General features: G+C 71.9%; 14 protein-coding genes. 1 reads left to right on the top strand and 13 read right to left on the bottom strand.

Features of this window, described 5'->3' with window-relative positions; genetic code table 11:
• Positions 1-513: 513 nt before the first annotated feature.
• Complete coding sequence (locus AB0M27_RS36255) at positions 514-1,146, bottom strand: ABATE domain-containing protein (protein WP_365728365.1); 633 nt, start codon at positions 1,144-1,146, stop codon at positions 514-516.
• 140 nt (positions 1,147-1,286) lie between these two features.
• Between AB0M27_RS36255 and AB0M27_RS36250 the strand changes: the two genes are divergently transcribed.
• Positions 1,287-1,835, top strand: coding sequence for a carboxymuconolactone decarboxylase family protein (locus AB0M27_RS36250; RefSeq protein ID WP_365728359.1), 549 nt, complete (start codon positions 1,287-1,289; stop codon positions 1,833-1,835).
• A gap of 122 nt (positions 1,836-1,957) precedes the next feature.
• Here AB0M27_RS36250 and AB0M27_RS36245 read toward each other — a convergent pair whose 3' ends face one another.
• From AB0M27_RS36245 to AB0M27_RS36190, 12 genes are all read right to left on the bottom strand, one after another.
• Positions 1,958-3,019: a sugar kinase gene (locus AB0M27_RS36245; protein ID WP_365728357.1), complete on the bottom strand. Its 1,062-nt coding sequence runs from the start codon at positions 3,017-3,019 to the stop codon at positions 1,958-1,960.
• On the bottom strand, positions 3,016-3,948 hold the full coding sequence (locus AB0M27_RS36240) for an SMP-30/gluconolactonase/LRE family protein (RefSeq protein WP_365728355.1): 933 nt from the start codon (positions 3,946-3,948) through the stop codon (positions 3,016-3,018). Before AB0M27_RS36240 ends, AB0M27_RS36245 begins: the two co-directional genes overlap by 4 nt.
• Positions 3,945-4,577, bottom strand: coding sequence for a bifunctional 4-hydroxy-2-oxoglutarate aldolase/2-dehydro-3-deoxy-phosphogluconate aldolase (locus AB0M27_RS36235; protein ID WP_365728353.1), 633 nt, complete (start codon positions 4,575-4,577; stop codon positions 3,945-3,947). The genes AB0M27_RS36240 and AB0M27_RS36235 overlap by 4 nt, the downstream gene beginning before the upstream one ends.
• Before the next feature lie 33 nt (positions 4,578-4,610).
• Positions 4,611-5,447: a hypothetical protein gene (locus tag AB0M27_RS36230; protein ID WP_365728350.1), complete on the bottom strand. Its 837-nt coding sequence runs from the start codon at positions 5,445-5,447 to the stop codon at positions 4,611-4,613.
• 5 nt (positions 5,448-5,452) lie between these two features.
• The gene (dgoD, locus tag AB0M27_RS36225; RefSeq protein ID WP_365728345.1) at positions 5,453-6,598 is read right to left on the bottom strand and encodes a galactonate dehydratase; all 1,146 of its coding nucleotides are present in this window, start codon (positions 6,596-6,598) and stop codon (positions 5,453-5,455) included.
• Positions 6,595-7,332 (bottom strand): FadR/GntR family transcriptional regulator, encoded by a 738-nt coding sequence (locus AB0M27_RS36220; RefSeq protein ID WP_365728338.1) that lies wholly within the window; start codon positions 7,330-7,332, stop codon positions 6,595-6,597. The genes dgoD and AB0M27_RS36220 overlap by 4 nt, the downstream gene beginning before the upstream one ends.
• 85 nt (positions 7,333-7,417) lie before the next feature.
• Complete coding sequence (locus AB0M27_RS36215) at positions 7,418-8,188, bottom strand: glucose 1-dehydrogenase (protein WP_365728336.1); 771 nt, start codon at positions 8,186-8,188, stop codon at positions 7,418-7,420.
• Positions 8,189-8,260: 72 nt separating this feature from the next.
• A complete protein-coding gene (locus AB0M27_RS36210; RefSeq protein ID WP_365728334.1) occupies positions 8,261-10,360 on the bottom strand; it encodes an alpha-galactosidase in 2,100 nt (699 codons plus the stop codon).
• Positions 10,357-11,241 (bottom strand): carbohydrate ABC transporter permease, encoded by an 885-nt coding sequence (locus AB0M27_RS36205; RefSeq protein ID WP_365728332.1) that lies wholly within the window; start codon positions 11,239-11,241, stop codon positions 10,357-10,359. Before AB0M27_RS36205 ends, AB0M27_RS36210 begins: the two co-directional genes overlap by 4 nt.
• Positions 11,241-12,176: a sugar ABC transporter permease gene (locus AB0M27_RS36200; RefSeq protein WP_365728330.1), complete on the bottom strand. Its 936-nt coding sequence runs from the start codon at positions 12,174-12,176 to the stop codon at positions 11,241-11,243. The genes AB0M27_RS36205 and AB0M27_RS36200 overlap by 1 nt, the downstream gene beginning before the upstream one ends.
• Positions 12,176-13,465 carry an extracellular solute-binding protein gene (locus AB0M27_RS36195; protein WP_365728328.1) on the bottom strand — a complete coding sequence of 430 codons (1,290 nt, stop codon included), beginning with the start codon at positions 13,463-13,465 and terminating at the stop codon, positions 12,176-12,178. Before AB0M27_RS36195 ends, AB0M27_RS36200 begins: the two co-directional genes overlap by 1 nt.
• A 114-nt stretch (positions 13,466-13,579) precedes the next feature.
• Positions 13,580-15,724 carry a glycoside hydrolase family 27 protein gene (locus AB0M27_RS36190; RefSeq protein WP_365728326.1) on the bottom strand — a complete coding sequence of 715 codons (2,145 nt, stop codon included), beginning with the start codon at positions 15,722-15,724 and terminating at the stop codon, positions 13,580-13,582.
• Positions 15,725-15,797 lie beyond the last annotated feature (73 nt).

The raw sequence follows: 15,797 nt of genomic DNA, 5'->3' as shown, positions 1-15,797 counted from the left end.
AAACGACCGACCCTCCCCCACACACCACCCCACACCCACCGACCCAAGCCGGCCAACACAACACCGAACCCCCGAACTCCCACATGAACGCCGTCCCCCCCGCACGGTGTTCCTGGGCCGCCACCACGCTGCGGGTCGTCTGCGGTACGTCGGCGGCAACACCTGGCAGGTCGCTGTCGACGTCGCCAGGAACCGGGGCCTGAGTAGCTGGGGCTGCTGCTCCTGCGAGCCGCGCAATTAACCGGCGAATTCTCCTGCGGCACTCCTCCTACCGGCTCTCACGGCAGCATATGGACGGCACCGACCTGTTCGGAGCCGACGCGGAATACGGCAAGCTCAGTCGACTGCTACCAGCATGTGACCGCACGGCCCTGGCAGTCCGTCAGCGGCGTCTCACGGGTCGCTGTCGATCAGTCGCCCGGCCGAGCCGCTCCATGGCGTTGGCATGCCATGTGCAGCAGAAGTGGATCGCGGCCCGCGTCCCCCGGCCTCGGCGACAGCGCAGCTGCAATCTCACTGGCCCTGTGGGGCCGGGTGGTGGCGACGGTAGTGGCGGGCGACGCGCATGCGGTTCCCGCACACGGGGGAGCACCATTCCCGCCGTGCGTGATTCTTGACGAAGAAGAGCGGGCAGTTCGGCGCCAGGCAGGGGCGTAGACGATCGCGGTCGGGTCCGGTGAAGAGCTCGACAGCCTGGTGCGCGATGAGCTGTATGGCGAGTTCCGCAGCCGTCCTGGCGCCTCGATAGGCCCGTGAGGGTTGCCCGTCGGCGGGCCAGACGAGCTCGGGCCAGGCTTGGGCGAGAGTGTTCAGCGCGCTGATCGCCTCCCCTCGCGTCAGTTCCGGCGCCGTAGCCGCAGGGCGTGGATCCTCGGTCGCCTCCGCTGCCAGCAGTCGCAGAGCGTCACGCAGCGTACGCAGTGCTCCGGCGACCGAGCGCACCGCCTTCTCGTCCAGCTGGTCGGCCGTGATCGCGGTCTCGGTTCCGAGTCGGTCGGCGACGGCCCGAAGCCAGACCGCGGCGTCGGCGTCGCCGTCAAGGGCGTCGCCGGTACGGCCCTGGTCGACGAAGACGGTGTTCATCAGCTCGACCGGCAGTGGCTCCCCCAGCAGCGGCGCGCTCGTGGTCACACCATCACTGATCATGCCTCCATCATACCGCCCAACCTAATGGATGTCGTCTTGGACATCCATTTGACGCCACGGGCATGACGTGCCATGCTCCTAACGGGAAAGATGGCATCCAACCATTAGCTTGGATGTCCAGATGTCAGAAGGAGACCGCAATGTCGACGCTGCCCCAGATCAACCCGGCCGAGGCCACCGGCGAGGCCGCCACCCTGCTCGCCGAGCTCAAGAAGAACATCGGCTCGGTTCCGAACATGGCGAAGGTGATGGCGAACAGCCCGGCCCTGCTCAAGGGGTGGATGGGCCTGTCCGACGCACTCGCCGGTGGAGTGCTGCCCCCCGCCGTCCGGGAGCGCCTCTCACTGGCCTCCGCCGAGTACAACCGCTGCAGCTACTGCCTGTCCGCCCACACCTTCCTGGGCAAGAACGTCACCAAGCTCGCCCCTGACGAGATCGAGCGCGCCCGCCGCGCCGAGTCCAGCGACCCCCACGCGGCAGCCCTGCTCAGCCTCTTCGACGCCATCGCCCGAGGCCGCGGCAGCATCGACGAGACCGCTCTCAAGAGCGCCCGGGCCGCGGGCGTCACCGACGCCGAGATAGCGGAGGTCGTCGGCAACCTCGCCCTCAACATCCTGACGAACTACTTCAACATCGTTGCCGACACCGACAACGAATTCCCCCTCGTCACGCCGCACCAGCAGGCCTGACGCCCCAGCCGTGCGGGTCGCCACGCCCTGCCCTGCCAGCAGCGGCGACCCGCATGCCCGCATGGCTCACCAGGGCAGCCAACAGGTCGTCCGGCGACCACTTGTGCATGCTCGCGGAGTGTTCAGGGGCGAGGCACGCTCCGGCGGGAGAAGGGTCCGTTGCCCGCTGAGACGGCCCCGGCGAGTGCCTCCCACTCCGGGGGCGGCAGGGCGAGGAGGCCTCCGATCTGCTCCGCATCCGGCAACGGGCCGTGGTCTGCCGTCACTTGGAGGGCTGAGACCGCGGTGATGTGCCCCAGTCTGAGCGCCTGGGTCGTGGTGAGTCCCCGCAACAGGCCTGCGAGGAAGCCCGCGGCGAAGGCGTCGCCGGCGCCCACGGGCTCCACCACGGTCGTCCGTAGTGCCGGCACCGTGTGGACGCCGCCCCCGGTGAGGGCGGTGGCGGCGCGGGCGCCGTCCTTGACCACGAGGATGCGGGGGCGCGGGAGCAGGCGCCGTAGGCCGGTCAAAGTCAGGTCCTTGCCCCACAGGCCCTGCGCCTCGTCGAGACCGACGAAGACGATGTCCGCCCGGTCGGCCAGCCGGCGCAGCACGGGGGCCGCGTCGCCGTCCGGCCAGAGGGCGGGCCGGTGGTTGACGTCGAAGCTGACCGCGTGGGGCCGCGCGTCGGCCGGCGCGGTCAGGGCTCTCGTGACCAGCGCCCGGCAGGAGGGCGACAGGGCGGGTGTGATGCCGGTGAAGTGCAGCAGAGCCGCCGAGCGCACGGGCTCTTGGTCCAGCAGCTCGGGGCCGAGCGTGGAGGCCGCCGAGCCGGCTCTGTAGTAGTGCACGCGCGTGCCTGCAGGGCCGGGGTTCTTTATGAGGAGACCCGTGGGATGGTGGGCGTCGGTTCGTACGTAAGAGACGTCGACTTCGGCGGCGGACACGGCGGTGCGGACCCGTCTGCCCAGCGCGTCGTCCCCGAGTGCCGAGAGCCAGGCGACGGGGATGCCGTGGTCGGCCAGGTACATGGCCACGTTCGACTCCGCGCCGGCCACCGACAGGCTCAACTGCCCGGCCCCTTCCAGTGGTTCCGGCGGGTCGGGCGCGAGCGCCGCCATCGTCTCGCCGATGCACACCACGGGCCCCTTGGAGGGGCGCCACTGGTTCCTCGTGCAAGCTGGTTCCGTCCCCGTCCCGGTCATGCCGGGCCCTGCCCGGGCGCCACGGACGGGACGGCACGCGAGGGCACGGCCCGCGCCCCCGCCATGCGTGAGGGCGCCGGGCGATAGGGCGCGGCGGGTGCGCCGGGCACCTCGACCCGGACGCTGAACAGGGCGCCGTCGTACCTGCCGGGCGGGTTCAGGCCCAGGCGGGCCGTGGTGATGTGCAGGACGTCGCCTTCGAGGCACACGCCCGCCGGCCGGCTCGCGGGCAGCCGTACGACGCGGTCCAGGGTGCCGTCGGGAAGGTGACGGCGTACCGTCCCGGTGCCCCACACGGCTACCCATACGGCGCCTTCCGCGTCGATCGTCATTCCGTCGGGGCTGCCGTCGTCCACGGTGACGAAGACCTCGGGCGTGCCGAGCCGGGCGTCTCGGGGGTCGACCGGATAGCGCCGGATGACGCCCCGGGCGCTGTCGGCCAGGTACATGGACCAGCCGTCCGGGGTGAACACCGGGCCGTTGGGCACGGTGACGCCGTCCAGGACGCGCACGACCGTGCCGTCGTGGTCGACCCGGTAGAGCGAGCCGGCTCCCTCGTCGGCGTCGTACGCCATGCTGCCCGCCCAGAACCGGCCCGAGGGGTCGGCCACGGCGTCGTTCATGCGCATCCGCGGCCCCGGCTTGTCCTCCGGGCGTGCGAGCCAACTCGTGCTGCCGTCGGGGTGCAGGAGGCAGATGCCGGTTCCCGCGGCCGCGATCCAGGAGCCCGGATGACCGGCCACGGGAGCGACGGCCCCCAGCGGGACGGGAAGTTGGGCAAGGGCCTGCAACGGGGCCGTGGGATCGTCCGGGGGCGCGAGGAGGCGACCGGCGAGGAGGTCCACAAGGATGATCCCGGCGCCCGTCCAGCGGATGCCCTCGCCGAGTTCGAGGCGGTCGGGACGGGTGGGCAGGGGTTGTGGGGTCACGGTGCCGCCTTTCGTACGGCGGTGCGGAAGGTGTGGGCGCGGGCCCTGAGCGCGTCGAGACTGCCGCCGTCGGCGGCGTCACCGACGAGAGGGGATCCGACGCCGACCGACGTCGCGCCGGCGGCGAGACAGTCGCGGGCGACGGCTTCGTCGACTCCGCCCACGGGGACGAACGCGGCGTCGGGGAACGGGCCGCGCAGAGCCTTCAGGTACGCCGCTCCCCCGGCCTGGGCGATCGGGAAGATCTTCAGTGCCGCCGCGCCCATCCTCCGAGCGGCGATCACGTCGGTCGGGGTGAACACGCCGGCGAGCACCGGCAGGCCCAGGTCGTGTGCCGCGGGGATGCCCTCTCCCAGGCCGGGTGTGACCACGAACGTCGCGCCCGCGCGGTGGGCGGCACGGGCGTCGTCGGCGGTCAGGACGGTGCCGGCGCCCAACGCGTGATCGGCACCCAGGAGTTCTCGGGCGCGCGCGATGACGGAGAGGGCGTCCGTGCCGGTGAGCGACACCTCGATGAGTTCGATGCCCTCCTCGGCCAGGGTGAGCACGGTGCGCAGCGCGGCGTCGGCGTCACGTCCGCGGACGATGGCGAGCAGGCGGTGGGCTGCCAGGGCAGCGAGTAGATCCACGAACCGGTCTCCTCGGTCTCCGTGACGGGGGGTTCAGGGGCAGCGGCAGGCGGTGGTGAGCGTGAGTCGCCAGCGCACCTCTCCCGTGGCGGGCACCCGTGCGGCGTCCTCGGGGCCCGCGTCGGCGAGGTCGAAGACGCGGCCGAGCATCGGCTCGACGCCCGTGCTGCGGTAGGGGTGCGGCTGGGGGAAGCCGCCGAGGTTGCGCCACAGGGCGATCGACACGGGCTGTCCGGGCGCGGGGCGTGCGGCCGGGGGCTGGTCGTGCACGCGCAGGCTCAGGGCCAGCCGGTCGGTGCCGTCGTGCACGCAGCACAGGTGTGTGTCCACGACGGCCCCGACCGCGGTGCCGTCGTCGGGGCCGAGCCGGTCGAGGGCCGGCCCGCGGGGGGTGGGCCAGGGACCCTCGATCCACGGTGTGCCGGCGGGCCACGCCTCCTTCAGTAGGGGGGCGGCTTCCGGGAACAGGCGGGTGGTCGCGCCGTCGCTCATGTGGAGGGTCGCGTCGTGCGAGAGGTCGAGCAGGGCGTGGGCCGCCCAGAGGAAGCGGAAGCCCGGTTCGGCGGTCAGCGTGTAGTCGGCCTCGGCGCCGTCGGGCGTGGCGCGGATGGTGCGGGACAGGGTGAAGGAGTCGCAGTGGACGCGGTCGGTGTCGCCGTTCCGGGTCCACGGGCGGGACCAGGCGTCGCCGTGGTCGGGGCAGCCGCGGACGGTGGGCACGCACTCCTCGAGCCCGCCCGCGTCGACGAACGCGTCACCGGGGACGGCATGGTCCCTTGGTGCGTGGCGGTGCCAGAGCCATTCGCGGCCGTCGGCGCGCAGGGAGATCCAGCGGCCGCCGTGGGCGGGGTCGGTGACGATGTCGAGCATGCGGTTCACCACTCCGCGAACGAGCCGTCGGGGTGCCGCCACACGGGGTTGCGCCAGGCGTGTCCGCTGCGGTCGGCGGCACGCACGGCCGTCTCGTCGACGGTGATGCCGAGGCCGGGGGCGTCGCTGCGGCGGGCGTGGCCGTCGACGAACCGGAAAGGCTCGGGGTCGGCGACGTACGACAGCAGGTCGGCGTCCTTGTTGTAGTGGATGCCGCGGCTCTGCTCCTGGATCAGGAAGTTGGGGGTGGCGAAGGCGATCTGGAGGCTGGCCGCGAGTGCGATGGGGCCAAGGGGGCAGTGCGGGGCCAGCTGGGCGCCGAAGGTATCGGCGAGGGAGGCGATCCGGTGCACTTCGGAGATGCCGCCCGCGTGGGACAGGTCGGGCTGGGCGACGGCGATCCCGGCGGTGAGGGCGGGCAGGAACTCGCTGCGGGAGTACAGGCGTTCGCCGGTGGCCAGCGGCACCGTGCTCGCGGTGACGAGTCCGGGCAGCAGGTGGTGGTGCTCGGGGAGGACCGGCTCCTCCACGAACAGGGGGTGCAGGGGGGCCAGTTCGGCCAGGACCCGGCGGGCGCCTGCGGCGGTGAAGCGGCCGTGGAAGTCGACCGCCACGTCCCGGTCGGGTCCGAGCGCTTCGCGGGCGGCCGCCACCCGCGCCACGACGGCTGCCGTCTCGGCCAGGGTCGTGATCGGGGAGGTGGCTCCGGCGGCGTTCATCTTCACCGCCGTGAAACCGGCGTCCACCTGGGCCGCAATCTGGTCGGTCAGCTCGGCGGGCTCGTCGCCGCCGACCCAGGCGTAGACGCGGACGAGGTCGCGCACGGGCCCACCGAGCAGGGCGTGCGCCGGAGCGCCGTAGGTCTTGCCGGCGATGTCCCACAGGGCTTGGTCGAGGCCGGCGACAGCGCTGGAGAGCACGGGGCCGCCTCGGTAGAAGCCGCCCTTGGTGAGCACCTGCCAGTGGTCCTGGATGCGCAGCGGGTCCTGGCCGAGCAGTTGTTCGGCGAGTACGTCGACGGCGGCGCGGACCACCTCGGCGCGGCCCTCGACGACGGGTTCGCCCCAGCCGACCACGCCGTCGTCGGTCTCGATCCGGCAGAACAGCCAGCGCGGCGGAACCAGGAACGTTTCGATGCGGGCGATCTTCACTTGCCGCCGGTGCCTTTCGTGTCGTCGGGGCCGTCGATCCGGTCCAGGTCGCGTCCGGCCTGCTCGAGCAGGGCGTGCATGGCGGCCTCGGCGGCCCGCGGGTCCCGGTCGCGTACGGCGTCCAGGACGGCGCGGTGGGCGGGAACCGGGTCCTCGCTGTGCGGGGAGCTGTGGACCAGGCGGTCGCGGTGGGCGAGGCCGGACTCGATGACCATCTCCATGCGCTCCAGCAGCTCGTTGTGGGTGGCGGCGAGCAGGGCGCGGTGGAAGGCGAGGTCGGCCTCCACGGCGTGGCCGGGGTCGGAGTCGTGCTCTGCCATCGCCGCGACGGCGGCGTCCAGGGCGGCGAGGTCGGCGTCGGTACGGCGCTCGGCGGCCAGGCGGACGGCGGCCGGCTCGATGATGGCGCGCACCTCGGCCAGGTTGCGCAGCAGCGCCCGGTCAGCCTCGCCGGCCCCGCCGCCCTCGAACTGCCAGCGCAGGACGTCGGCGTCGAGCAGGTTCCAGTCGGCGCGGGCCCGGACGAAGGTGCCGCGCTTCTGGCGGGCGTCGACCATGCCCTTGGCAGCCAGTACCTTCAGGGATTCGCGCAGGGCGGTGAGGCTGACGCCCAGTTCGCTCTGCAACGCCACCAGATCGAGCGTGGCCCCCTCCGGGATCTCGCCGCTCAGGATGCGGCGGGCCAGCGCCTCTACGGTCTGGCCGTGCACGCCGCGGCGGGCGTAGGGCGTCATGTGGTACAGCCTTTCTCCTCGGATGTGCACGTGTCGGACGAGTACGGATCGGATGTGCACGTGTCCCATGTGACCACGGCGCTGATCACGCGGACGCCTTCACGACGCTCCAGCCTCCGTCGACGACGAGGTGCGAGCCGGTGATGAAGGAGGCCTCCTCGGCGCTGAGGAAGGCGATGGCCGCGGCCACTTCGGCGGGGGTGCCGAAGCGACGGGCCGCGGTCCCGGCGACGCTGCGCTCGCGCTCCTCGGGCGGCACCCGGTCCCAGGCGCCGGTGAGCACCGGTCCCGGCAGGACGGCGTTGACGCGTACCTCGGGCCCGTACTCGACCGCGAGTTGGCCGCACAGGGAGAGCAGCGCGCCCTTGGAGGCGGCGTATGCGGGGTGGCCGGGGATGCCGGCGTGGGCGTGGACGGACGAGGTGAGCACCACCGCCCCCGCGCCGGAGCGAAGGTCGGGCAGGACCGCCCGGAAGCCGAGGAAGGCGGCGGTGAGGTTCACGGACAGCTGCCGTTGCCAGGAGTCCAGGGACATCTCGTGGGCCGGGGACACGTCGACGGTGAAGGCGTTGCTGACCAGCACGTCGACGGGTCCGTAGGCGTGGGCGGCGGTGACGATCCGCTGCCAGTCCTGCTCGGCCGAGACGTCCGCGGACACGAACCGGGCCCGGCCGCCGTCCTTGGTGATGCGCTCGGCGACGGCCTCGCCGCGCTCCTCGGCGACGTCGGCCAGGACCACGGCGGCGCCCTCCTGGGCGAGGCGTTCGGCGGTGGCGGCCCCGATGCCGGAGGCGGCTCCGGTGATCACGGCCGTGCGGCCGGTGAAACGGGCGCCGTGCCGTCGTGCGGGATCCATGGGGCGTGGGCTCCTTCGTCTTGGGTGGCCTTCGATGGCTGCTGGTGGAGGTGCGGCGATGCGTGCGTCGGGCTACTGGCGTGTCAGCACCACCAGTTCCGCATCATGGTCGGCGGTCCACGCGAAGGGCACCCCGTAGTGCAGCAGATGGGCGCCGCTGTACGTGGTCGCGGTGGCGGTGTCGCGGTAGGCGGCGGTGGGTTCGAGGCCGCGCAGCCGCAGCCGGGCGGGGCGGCCGGGCACGAGCGGCGCGCCGTCGAGGCGTCCGGTGCCGAAGGCGGCCACGACGGTACGGCGCCCGTCCGGGGCGTCGTACTGGACTCCGCAGGTGGCGTCCTGCGGAGTGCCGAGCAGGCGGGCCTGGCCGTGGTGGACGACGTCCCGCACCTCCTTGTACCGGGTGATCCAGCCGGCCGCCTCGGCGCGCTGCTCGGGTGTCCAGGCGCGCAGGTCGGCGCCGATGCCGAGGACCCCGCACATCGCTGTGACGAAGCGGAAGGCGAGGCTGCGCGGGCGGGGGTCGAACACGCCGGGCGCGTCGGTGACCCACGAACTCATCACGTGCGGTGCGTGGGCGTGCAGGAAGCCGTACTGGATGGCGAGCCGGTCCAGGGGGGCGGTGTTGTCGCTGGGCCAGACGACGTCGGTGCGCACGAGGGTCGTGTGGTCGACGCGGCCGCCGCCTCCCGCGCAGCCCTCGATGGTGACGTGGGGGTGTGCGGTGCGCAGATGGTCCAGGACACGGAGATAGCCGTGGACGTGCTCGGCATCGAGGTCCAGGCGCTCCGCGGGGCCGGCGCCCGGGCGGCCGCGCTCGGTCGGCGGGCGGTTCATGTCCCACTTCAGGTAGCGGATGTCGTGGCCGGTCAGCAGCCGGTCGAGGGTGGCGAGGACGAAGTCCTGCACGTCGGTGCGGCCGAGGTCGAGCAGGAGCTGGTTGCGGATGCGGCGGGACGGGCGGCCGTCGATCCGGTAGACCCACTCCGGATGCTCGGCGTGCAGGCGGCTGCCGGGGCTGACGGCCTCGGGTTCGACCCAGAGCCCGAAGTCCAGTCCGAGGGCGCGGATGTCGTCGACGAACCGGTCGAAGCCCTGGGGGAAGGCCGCGGGGTCTGGGTACCAGTCGCCCAGTCCTCCGGTGTCGTCGGTGCGGCCGGTGAACCATCCGTCGTCCACCACGAACAGCTCGGCGCCGAGGTCCGCGGCCGCCTTGGCCAGTTCCAGTTGGCTCGCGGCGTCGACGGCGAAGCCGGTGGCCTCCCAGGAGTTGTAGAGGACCTTGCGGGGGCGGTGCAGGCGCTCTCCGGCGAGGCGGCGCTCGTAGCGGTGCCACACGCGGGACAGTCCGTCGAGTCCGTCCGGGCTGAAGGCGCAGGCGAGGCGCGGGGTGGTCAGAGTGTCGCCGGGAGCCAGGTGCAGCACGCCTTCGTGCGGCACGCGTCCGGCGCGGACACGTACCGCTCCCCCGGGCTCGGCCTGCGCGGTGATGTGCCAGTTGCCGGGCCACTCCAGGGCGATGCCGTAGGTGGGGGCGGGGGCGTCGTGGGGTGCCGTCGCGTCCTGGACGGCGAGCCAGGGCGCGTAGGCGTGGCCGGGTACGCCCTGGGTGCTGCCCATGGTGAAGATGCCCCGGGCCAGGTCGAGTTGGGTGCGCTGGAACTCCTGGGACCACTGGCCGGTCAGGTAGGTCAGCCGGGCCGCGGTGGTGACCGGGATGTTCACGGCGGCCGAGTCCAGCCGCTCCAGGCGCAGCTCCTCCTCGCCCGTGCAGGCCAGTTCGGTCCAGCGGTGCAGGACGTCGGTGCCCGGCACGGTGGCGTAGCACAGGGTGGTGCGCAGGCCGAGGACGTCGTCGGTGAAGGTGAGCCGAAGCGTGCCGGCTTTCTGCTGTGCTCCCTCGAAGGTCCACCACACGCCGCGTGCGGAGCCCGGCCGCGCGGCGACGAGTTCGGCGCCGGTGAAGGGACGCAGCCCGTGGGGCAGGTACTCCGCGGGGGCCGCGTCGGCGGGGGTGAGGAAGTGGGTGCGGTGGGACCAGTCCAGCGCCGACGGTCCCTGCTCGACGCCGAGTGGTCCCCAGGCCTCGAGTTCGGCCCAGGGGCCGTCCGTGGAGAGCCGGACGGTGTAGCTGGTGTGGTCGGTGTGCAGGGTCCAGCGCTGGTGCGGCGTCACTTCACTGCTCCGAGGTTCAGGCCGGCCACGAAGTGGCGCTGGAAGCGGAGGAAGACGGCCACGGTGGGGGCGGCGGCGATGACGGATCCGGCGGCGATCACGTTCCACATGGACACGTACTGTCCCTGAAGTCCGATGAGGGCGGCGGTGATCGGCATCTTGCCGTCGCTGCGCAGCACGGTGATCGCCCACAGCAGGTCGTTGAAGATCCAGGTGAAGGACAGCGCGCTGAGCGCGGCGAGCGCCGGCCGGGTGAGTGGGAGGATGATGCGCCAGAAGACCTGCCAGGGCCCGGCGCCGTCCACGACCGCCGCCTGCTGGATCTCGGTGGGGATCGCGCGCATGAAGCCGTGCAGGACGAAGACGTAGAAGCCGACGCCGAAGCCGATCTGCACACCGATCAGGGCGGGCAGGGTGTCGTAGATGCCCATCATCTCGCTCAGCTTGGACACCGGGATGAGCAGGATCTGCGGCGGCAGCAGATTGCCGCCGAGCATGAGCAGCAGCAGGGAGCGGCGGAAGGGCATCTCGTAGCGGCTGAGGGCGAACGCGGCCATGGCCGCCAGCGCGAGGGTCAGCAGGACGCAGGGGACGGTGACGATCAGGCTGTTGATCAGGGCGCGTTGCTGTCCGCCGTCGACCCAGGCCTGCCGGAAGTTGTCCAGGGTGAAGGAGCGGGGCACGCTGCCCAGGCCGTGGGCGGCGATGTCGTTGAAGGATCGCAGGCTGGTCACCAGGACCAGGAGGATGGGCAGCAGCCACAGGACGGCCAGGGCTCCGGCGCCGACGTGGAAGCCGGCCGTGGCGGCCCGCCGGCGGCGCAGTGCGTGGGCGGATGTACGGGGCTCGGTGGCGGACGTGTGCGGGTGTACGGCGGACATCAGTCGGCCTCCCGGAAGGCCCGGACCAGGTAGGAGGCGATGACTCCGAAGGCCAGCAGGAAGATGACGACGGCCAGGGCGGAGCCGTATCCCAGGCGCAGGGACTGGAAGGCGGTGGAGTACATGTAGGTGCTCAGCAGTTCGGAGGAGTGGTAGGGGCCGCCGCGGGTCAGCGACCAGACCACGTCGAAGGAGCGCAGCGAGTCGATGATGATGACGGAGAGCACGACCGCGTTGACGCTGCGCAGCTGGGGCAGCGTCACATGGCGGAAGCGCTGCCAGGCTCCGGCGCCGTCGACCTTGGCCGCCTCGTAGAGCGCGGGATCGATGCCTTTCAGGCCCGCGAGGTAGAGGACCATCACGTAGCCGATCTGCCGCCACAGCGCGGGGACGATCACCGCGAACAGGGCGGTGTCCTGGTCGGCGAGCCAGGCATGGCGCAGGCTGTCCAGACCGACCGACTCCAGGAGCCGGTTGAGCACGCCGTCGGGCTGGTAGATGGCCTGCCAGACCAGGGCGGTGGCGACGAGGGAGAAGACGACGGGCAGGAACAGGGCCGCGCGGTAGAAGCCGACGCCCCGGCGCTCCTGCTGCAGCAGGAGCGCGGCGGCCAGGCCCAGCAGGGCGGACAGGCCGCCGAAGAGCAGCAGCCACAGGACGGTGTGGCCGACCGCGCTGCGGAAGACGTCGTCGCCCGCCATCTCGCGGAAGTTGCCAAGGCCCACGAACTTCGGCGCCGAGACCCCGTCCCAGCTGGTCAGGGCGAGGTAGAAGCCCTGCAGCGCGGGCCAGAAGACCCACAGCGCCTCGGCGAGCAGGGGGACGAGCACGAAGGCGAGGACCAGGGGAGGTGTGCGCCGGGGTCCCCGGCCCCGGCCGCCTCGCGGCGGCGCGGGGACGGGGGACTCGCGGTGCGGTGCGGTCAGGACGGCCATCAGGCGTTCCAGATCTTCTCGGCGTCGCGCTGCCAGTCGGTGAGGATGCTGCCGACCTCCTTCGGCTTGGCGATGAACTTCGTCAGTGCGGTGTCGGCGGTGGGCTGGAGGGCGTCGCTGGAGTCCCGGTTGAAGAACTGGGTGATCTCGGCCGCCTGCTCGATGTGCCTCCGCCCCTTCTTCACCAGTGCCGTGCCGGCGTCCTTCGCGTCGGGGTTGCAGGGCAGGACGGTCCCGGACGAGCCCTTGATGTAGATCTCCTGGGCCTCGGCGGTGGCGAGGTAGCGCATCAGGTCGAAGACCTGGTCGCGGCGCCCGGTGCGGGCGCTGGCGAAGTAGCCGTCGGTCGGGGCCTCTTCGGCGAGCGGGACCTTGGGATCGATGACGGGGAAGCGGAAGAAGTCGATGTCGTCGAGGGCGTTCTTGGGAGCGGCGTCGGCGAAGAAGGTGCCGATGAGCATCATGCCGGTGCGGCCGTTGAGCAGGGCGGTGGTGGCGTCCTGGAAGGCCACGGCGGTGCCGTCGGGGTCGAAGTACGGCAGCACCTCCCGCCAGCGGTCGAAGACCTTGCGCACCTCGGGGTCGTCGAACCGGTGCTTGCCCGCGAGGAGTTCGCGGTGGTAGGGGGCGCCGTTGATGCGGATGTCGAGGTAGTCGAACCAGGTCGAGGCCACCCATGCCGTGCCGCCGCCCGCTCCGAGTCCGATGGGTGCCACACCCTTGGTCTTGAGCTTGTCGCACAGGTCGAGGAACTCGTCCCAGGTGGTGGGCTCGCTGACGCCCCACTTGGCGAAGTTCGACTTCCGGTAGAACATGCCCCACCAGTAGTAGGTGGTGGGCACGAAGACCTTCTTGCCGGACCTCGCGGTGCACAGGCGGTTCAGCCCCTTCGTGTACCGCTTGAGGTCCGGGGAGGAGTTCCAGACGTCGTCCAGGTCGAGGAGCAGGTTCTTCTTGGCGTAGGCATCCGCCACGGAGCCGGGGTACCAGGTGTAGACGTCCGGCGGGTTGGCGGAGGTCAGGTAGGTCGGCAGCTGGGTGCGGAAGGTCTCCGCGGCCACCGTGTTCAGGCTGGCGTGCCCCTGTCCCTTCTTGCCGTAGGCGGCGACGAGGTCCTCCATCGCGGCCTTGGCCTGGGGTGCGGACAGGTTGGACTGGAGGGTCACCGGGCCCTTGGAGGAGGACTTCGCGGAGGAGGTCGAGGTGACGCAGCTGCTGAGCAGTGCCGTCGCCCCGGCGGCTCCGAGTCCGGCGAGGAAGCTGCGGCGATCGGGCAGGTGGTTCGTCATGGAGGGCTCCCTGCGGCTCCTGGCGGCGGGGCCGGCCACGCTGACGGCCGGGCCCCGCTCGCGGCGGATCCAGAGTCGCGTGGCGATCTCGCCACGTCAAGATTAATTACTAATTTATTTGAACTGGGTTCTGTGGACGTAACCGTCGACGCCGCGGTACACCGCGTCGACCGAGCCGTCCGGGCCGGCGACCGCTCCCAGCGCGCCGTCGAAGGCCGCGCTGGGGAACTCCTGCCGCTTGGTCCAGCCCTGCCACGCGCCGTCGTCGTACCGCTGCTGCCACAGCGTGTAGTCGGCGGCCCGCGCGTACAGCACCACGGCATCCCCCACGGCGACGAGCGTCGGACTGCCGCTCACCGTGCCGCCGAGCGAAGTCCAGCCCGACCACTGCCCCGAGGCGTCCCGCGCGATGGTCCACACGTCGTCCGCGGCGGTGCGTACGGCGACATGGACACGCTCGTCGGCGGTGACGACCGCGGACGGCCTGCCGTACACCGGCAGGTCACCGGGCGTGCCGAGCGACGACCAGCCGGATGACGGTCCGCGCTGCACGACGCGCCCGTCGACATCGCGGGCGACGAGCGTCCAGTGCCCGGGGTCGGTGAAGGCCACGGTCGGCGCGTCGGTCAGCCTCCCGCCCAGGTCCTGCCAGGCACTCCAGCGCCCGCCGGTGAAGACCCTCCGGTAGGCGTGGTCGTCGGTTCCCCGGACGAAGACGTCGACACGGCCGCCTGCGGAGACGTAGGCGGCGGGCTGGCCGAGGATCCGTCCCCCGACGGGGCCCGCGAGGTCCCTGGTGCGCGCCGGAAGCGTGCCGCCCTCCGTGTGCTGGACGAGTGTTCCACCCGGCCCGCGGAAGAAGGTGGTGAGCGTGTCGCCGTCACGCACCACGGCCGGGCTCGCCGATGCCTTCTCCCCCAGGCTCGTGCCGGGCAGCGCGTCCTGCCCGGTGAGGCCGAGGAAGGCGGTGCCATGGGCGGGGACCTCGACGGTGTACGAACCGGTGTGCGTGCCGCGGTCGGCGCGTGCCCGCAGGTCACGCACCTGGACGGGCCCGCCGAGGGCGACGTCGGCGAAGTTCACGGTGCGCTCGGCCGGCTGGTCGGAGCGGTTGAGGAGGACGACCGCGCGTCGGCCGTGGCCGGAGAGCACCTTGCTGTAGACATCACCGACGGCGTCCGTGGCGACCCGGACTCCCTGGATCCCGAGCGGGTCCTGGTCGACGGCGACGATCTCCGGGTTGCGGAGCGTGGCGATCATCGACGGGGACAGGGTGCGCGGGTCGGAACCCAGGACGAGCGGGGACGCCATCTCGGCCCACATCACGAACTGGGTGGTGGACTCCTCCTGCGTCAGCTCCAGGGAGCCGTCGGTCATGCGGCGCATCGGGATGAGGTAGTCGGGGTCGTTGTAGTGGCCCGGTCCCTGCGCCTCGGGGTGCCAGGCGTTGGCGTCCATGTTGCGCAGGATGTTGGGCCACTCCCCCGGGCTCGGAGTGCCCCAGGCGATGTCCGTGCCGGTGCGCCAGGAGTCCGCGATCGTCGGAGCGTAGGCGTAGGTGTTGTGTGCGTCCTGCTCGGGCGTGTGCGGCAGGCCCCAGTCGTCGGTGAGCGGGTTGCACAGGTTCAGCAGCATCTTGCGGCCGGACTTGGCGACTGCGTCGCCGAACTCCTTGAACGCCGGCCCCGGATCGAGCTTGGCACCGATGCCGCACAGGAAGTCGACCTTGATCGCGTCGATCTTCCAGTCGGCGAACTGCCGCGCGTCCTCGGTGTAGTGGCCGCGGCTGCCGAGCCCGCAGTTCCTTCCTCCGTCGTAGGTACCGGCGTCGGTGTAGATGCCGGCTCGCAGGCCGCGCTTGTGCAGATAGGAGACGAGAGCCGGGATGCCGGACGGGAAACGGTCGGGGTTGGCCACCAACCGCCCCTGAGCATCACGGGGGTTGTCGGCCTGCCAGCCGCCGTCGAGCCAGACGGTGTCGTAGCCGCTGTCACGCAGTCCGCTGCTCACCAGCTTGTCGGCGACCGCGCGCACCTCCTTCTCGGTGGGTGCACCGAGTCCGTAGTACGTGTTCCAGCCCATGTAGGGCGTGCGGTCGAGACCGCTGTCGTAGTAAGTCGGCGCTCCTTGGTTCACGGTGTCGGCTGCGGCGGCCGCGGGCACCGCGGAGGCGGTCAGCACGACCGCGATAGCGGAGGCAAGCGCCAGACGGGTGGTCCGGGTGCGCCGGGATGCACGTACGGGCAAGCGTGAAGTCACGTGCGACTCCTGGGAGTTGGGGAGCAGGAGAGGCCACCGGAGGCGGCGGAGGACGGGGCGTTCGCGCCCGCAG

Source organism: Streptomyces sp. NPDC052107 (assembly GCF_040680215.1).
In the GTDB taxonomy this organism is placed as follows: Bacteria; Actinomycetota; Actinomycetes; order Streptomycetales; family Streptomycetaceae; genus Streptomyces.
The sequence above is the reverse complement of the archived record's forward strand: the minus strand, read 5'-3'. Positions and strand labels throughout refer to the sequence as shown.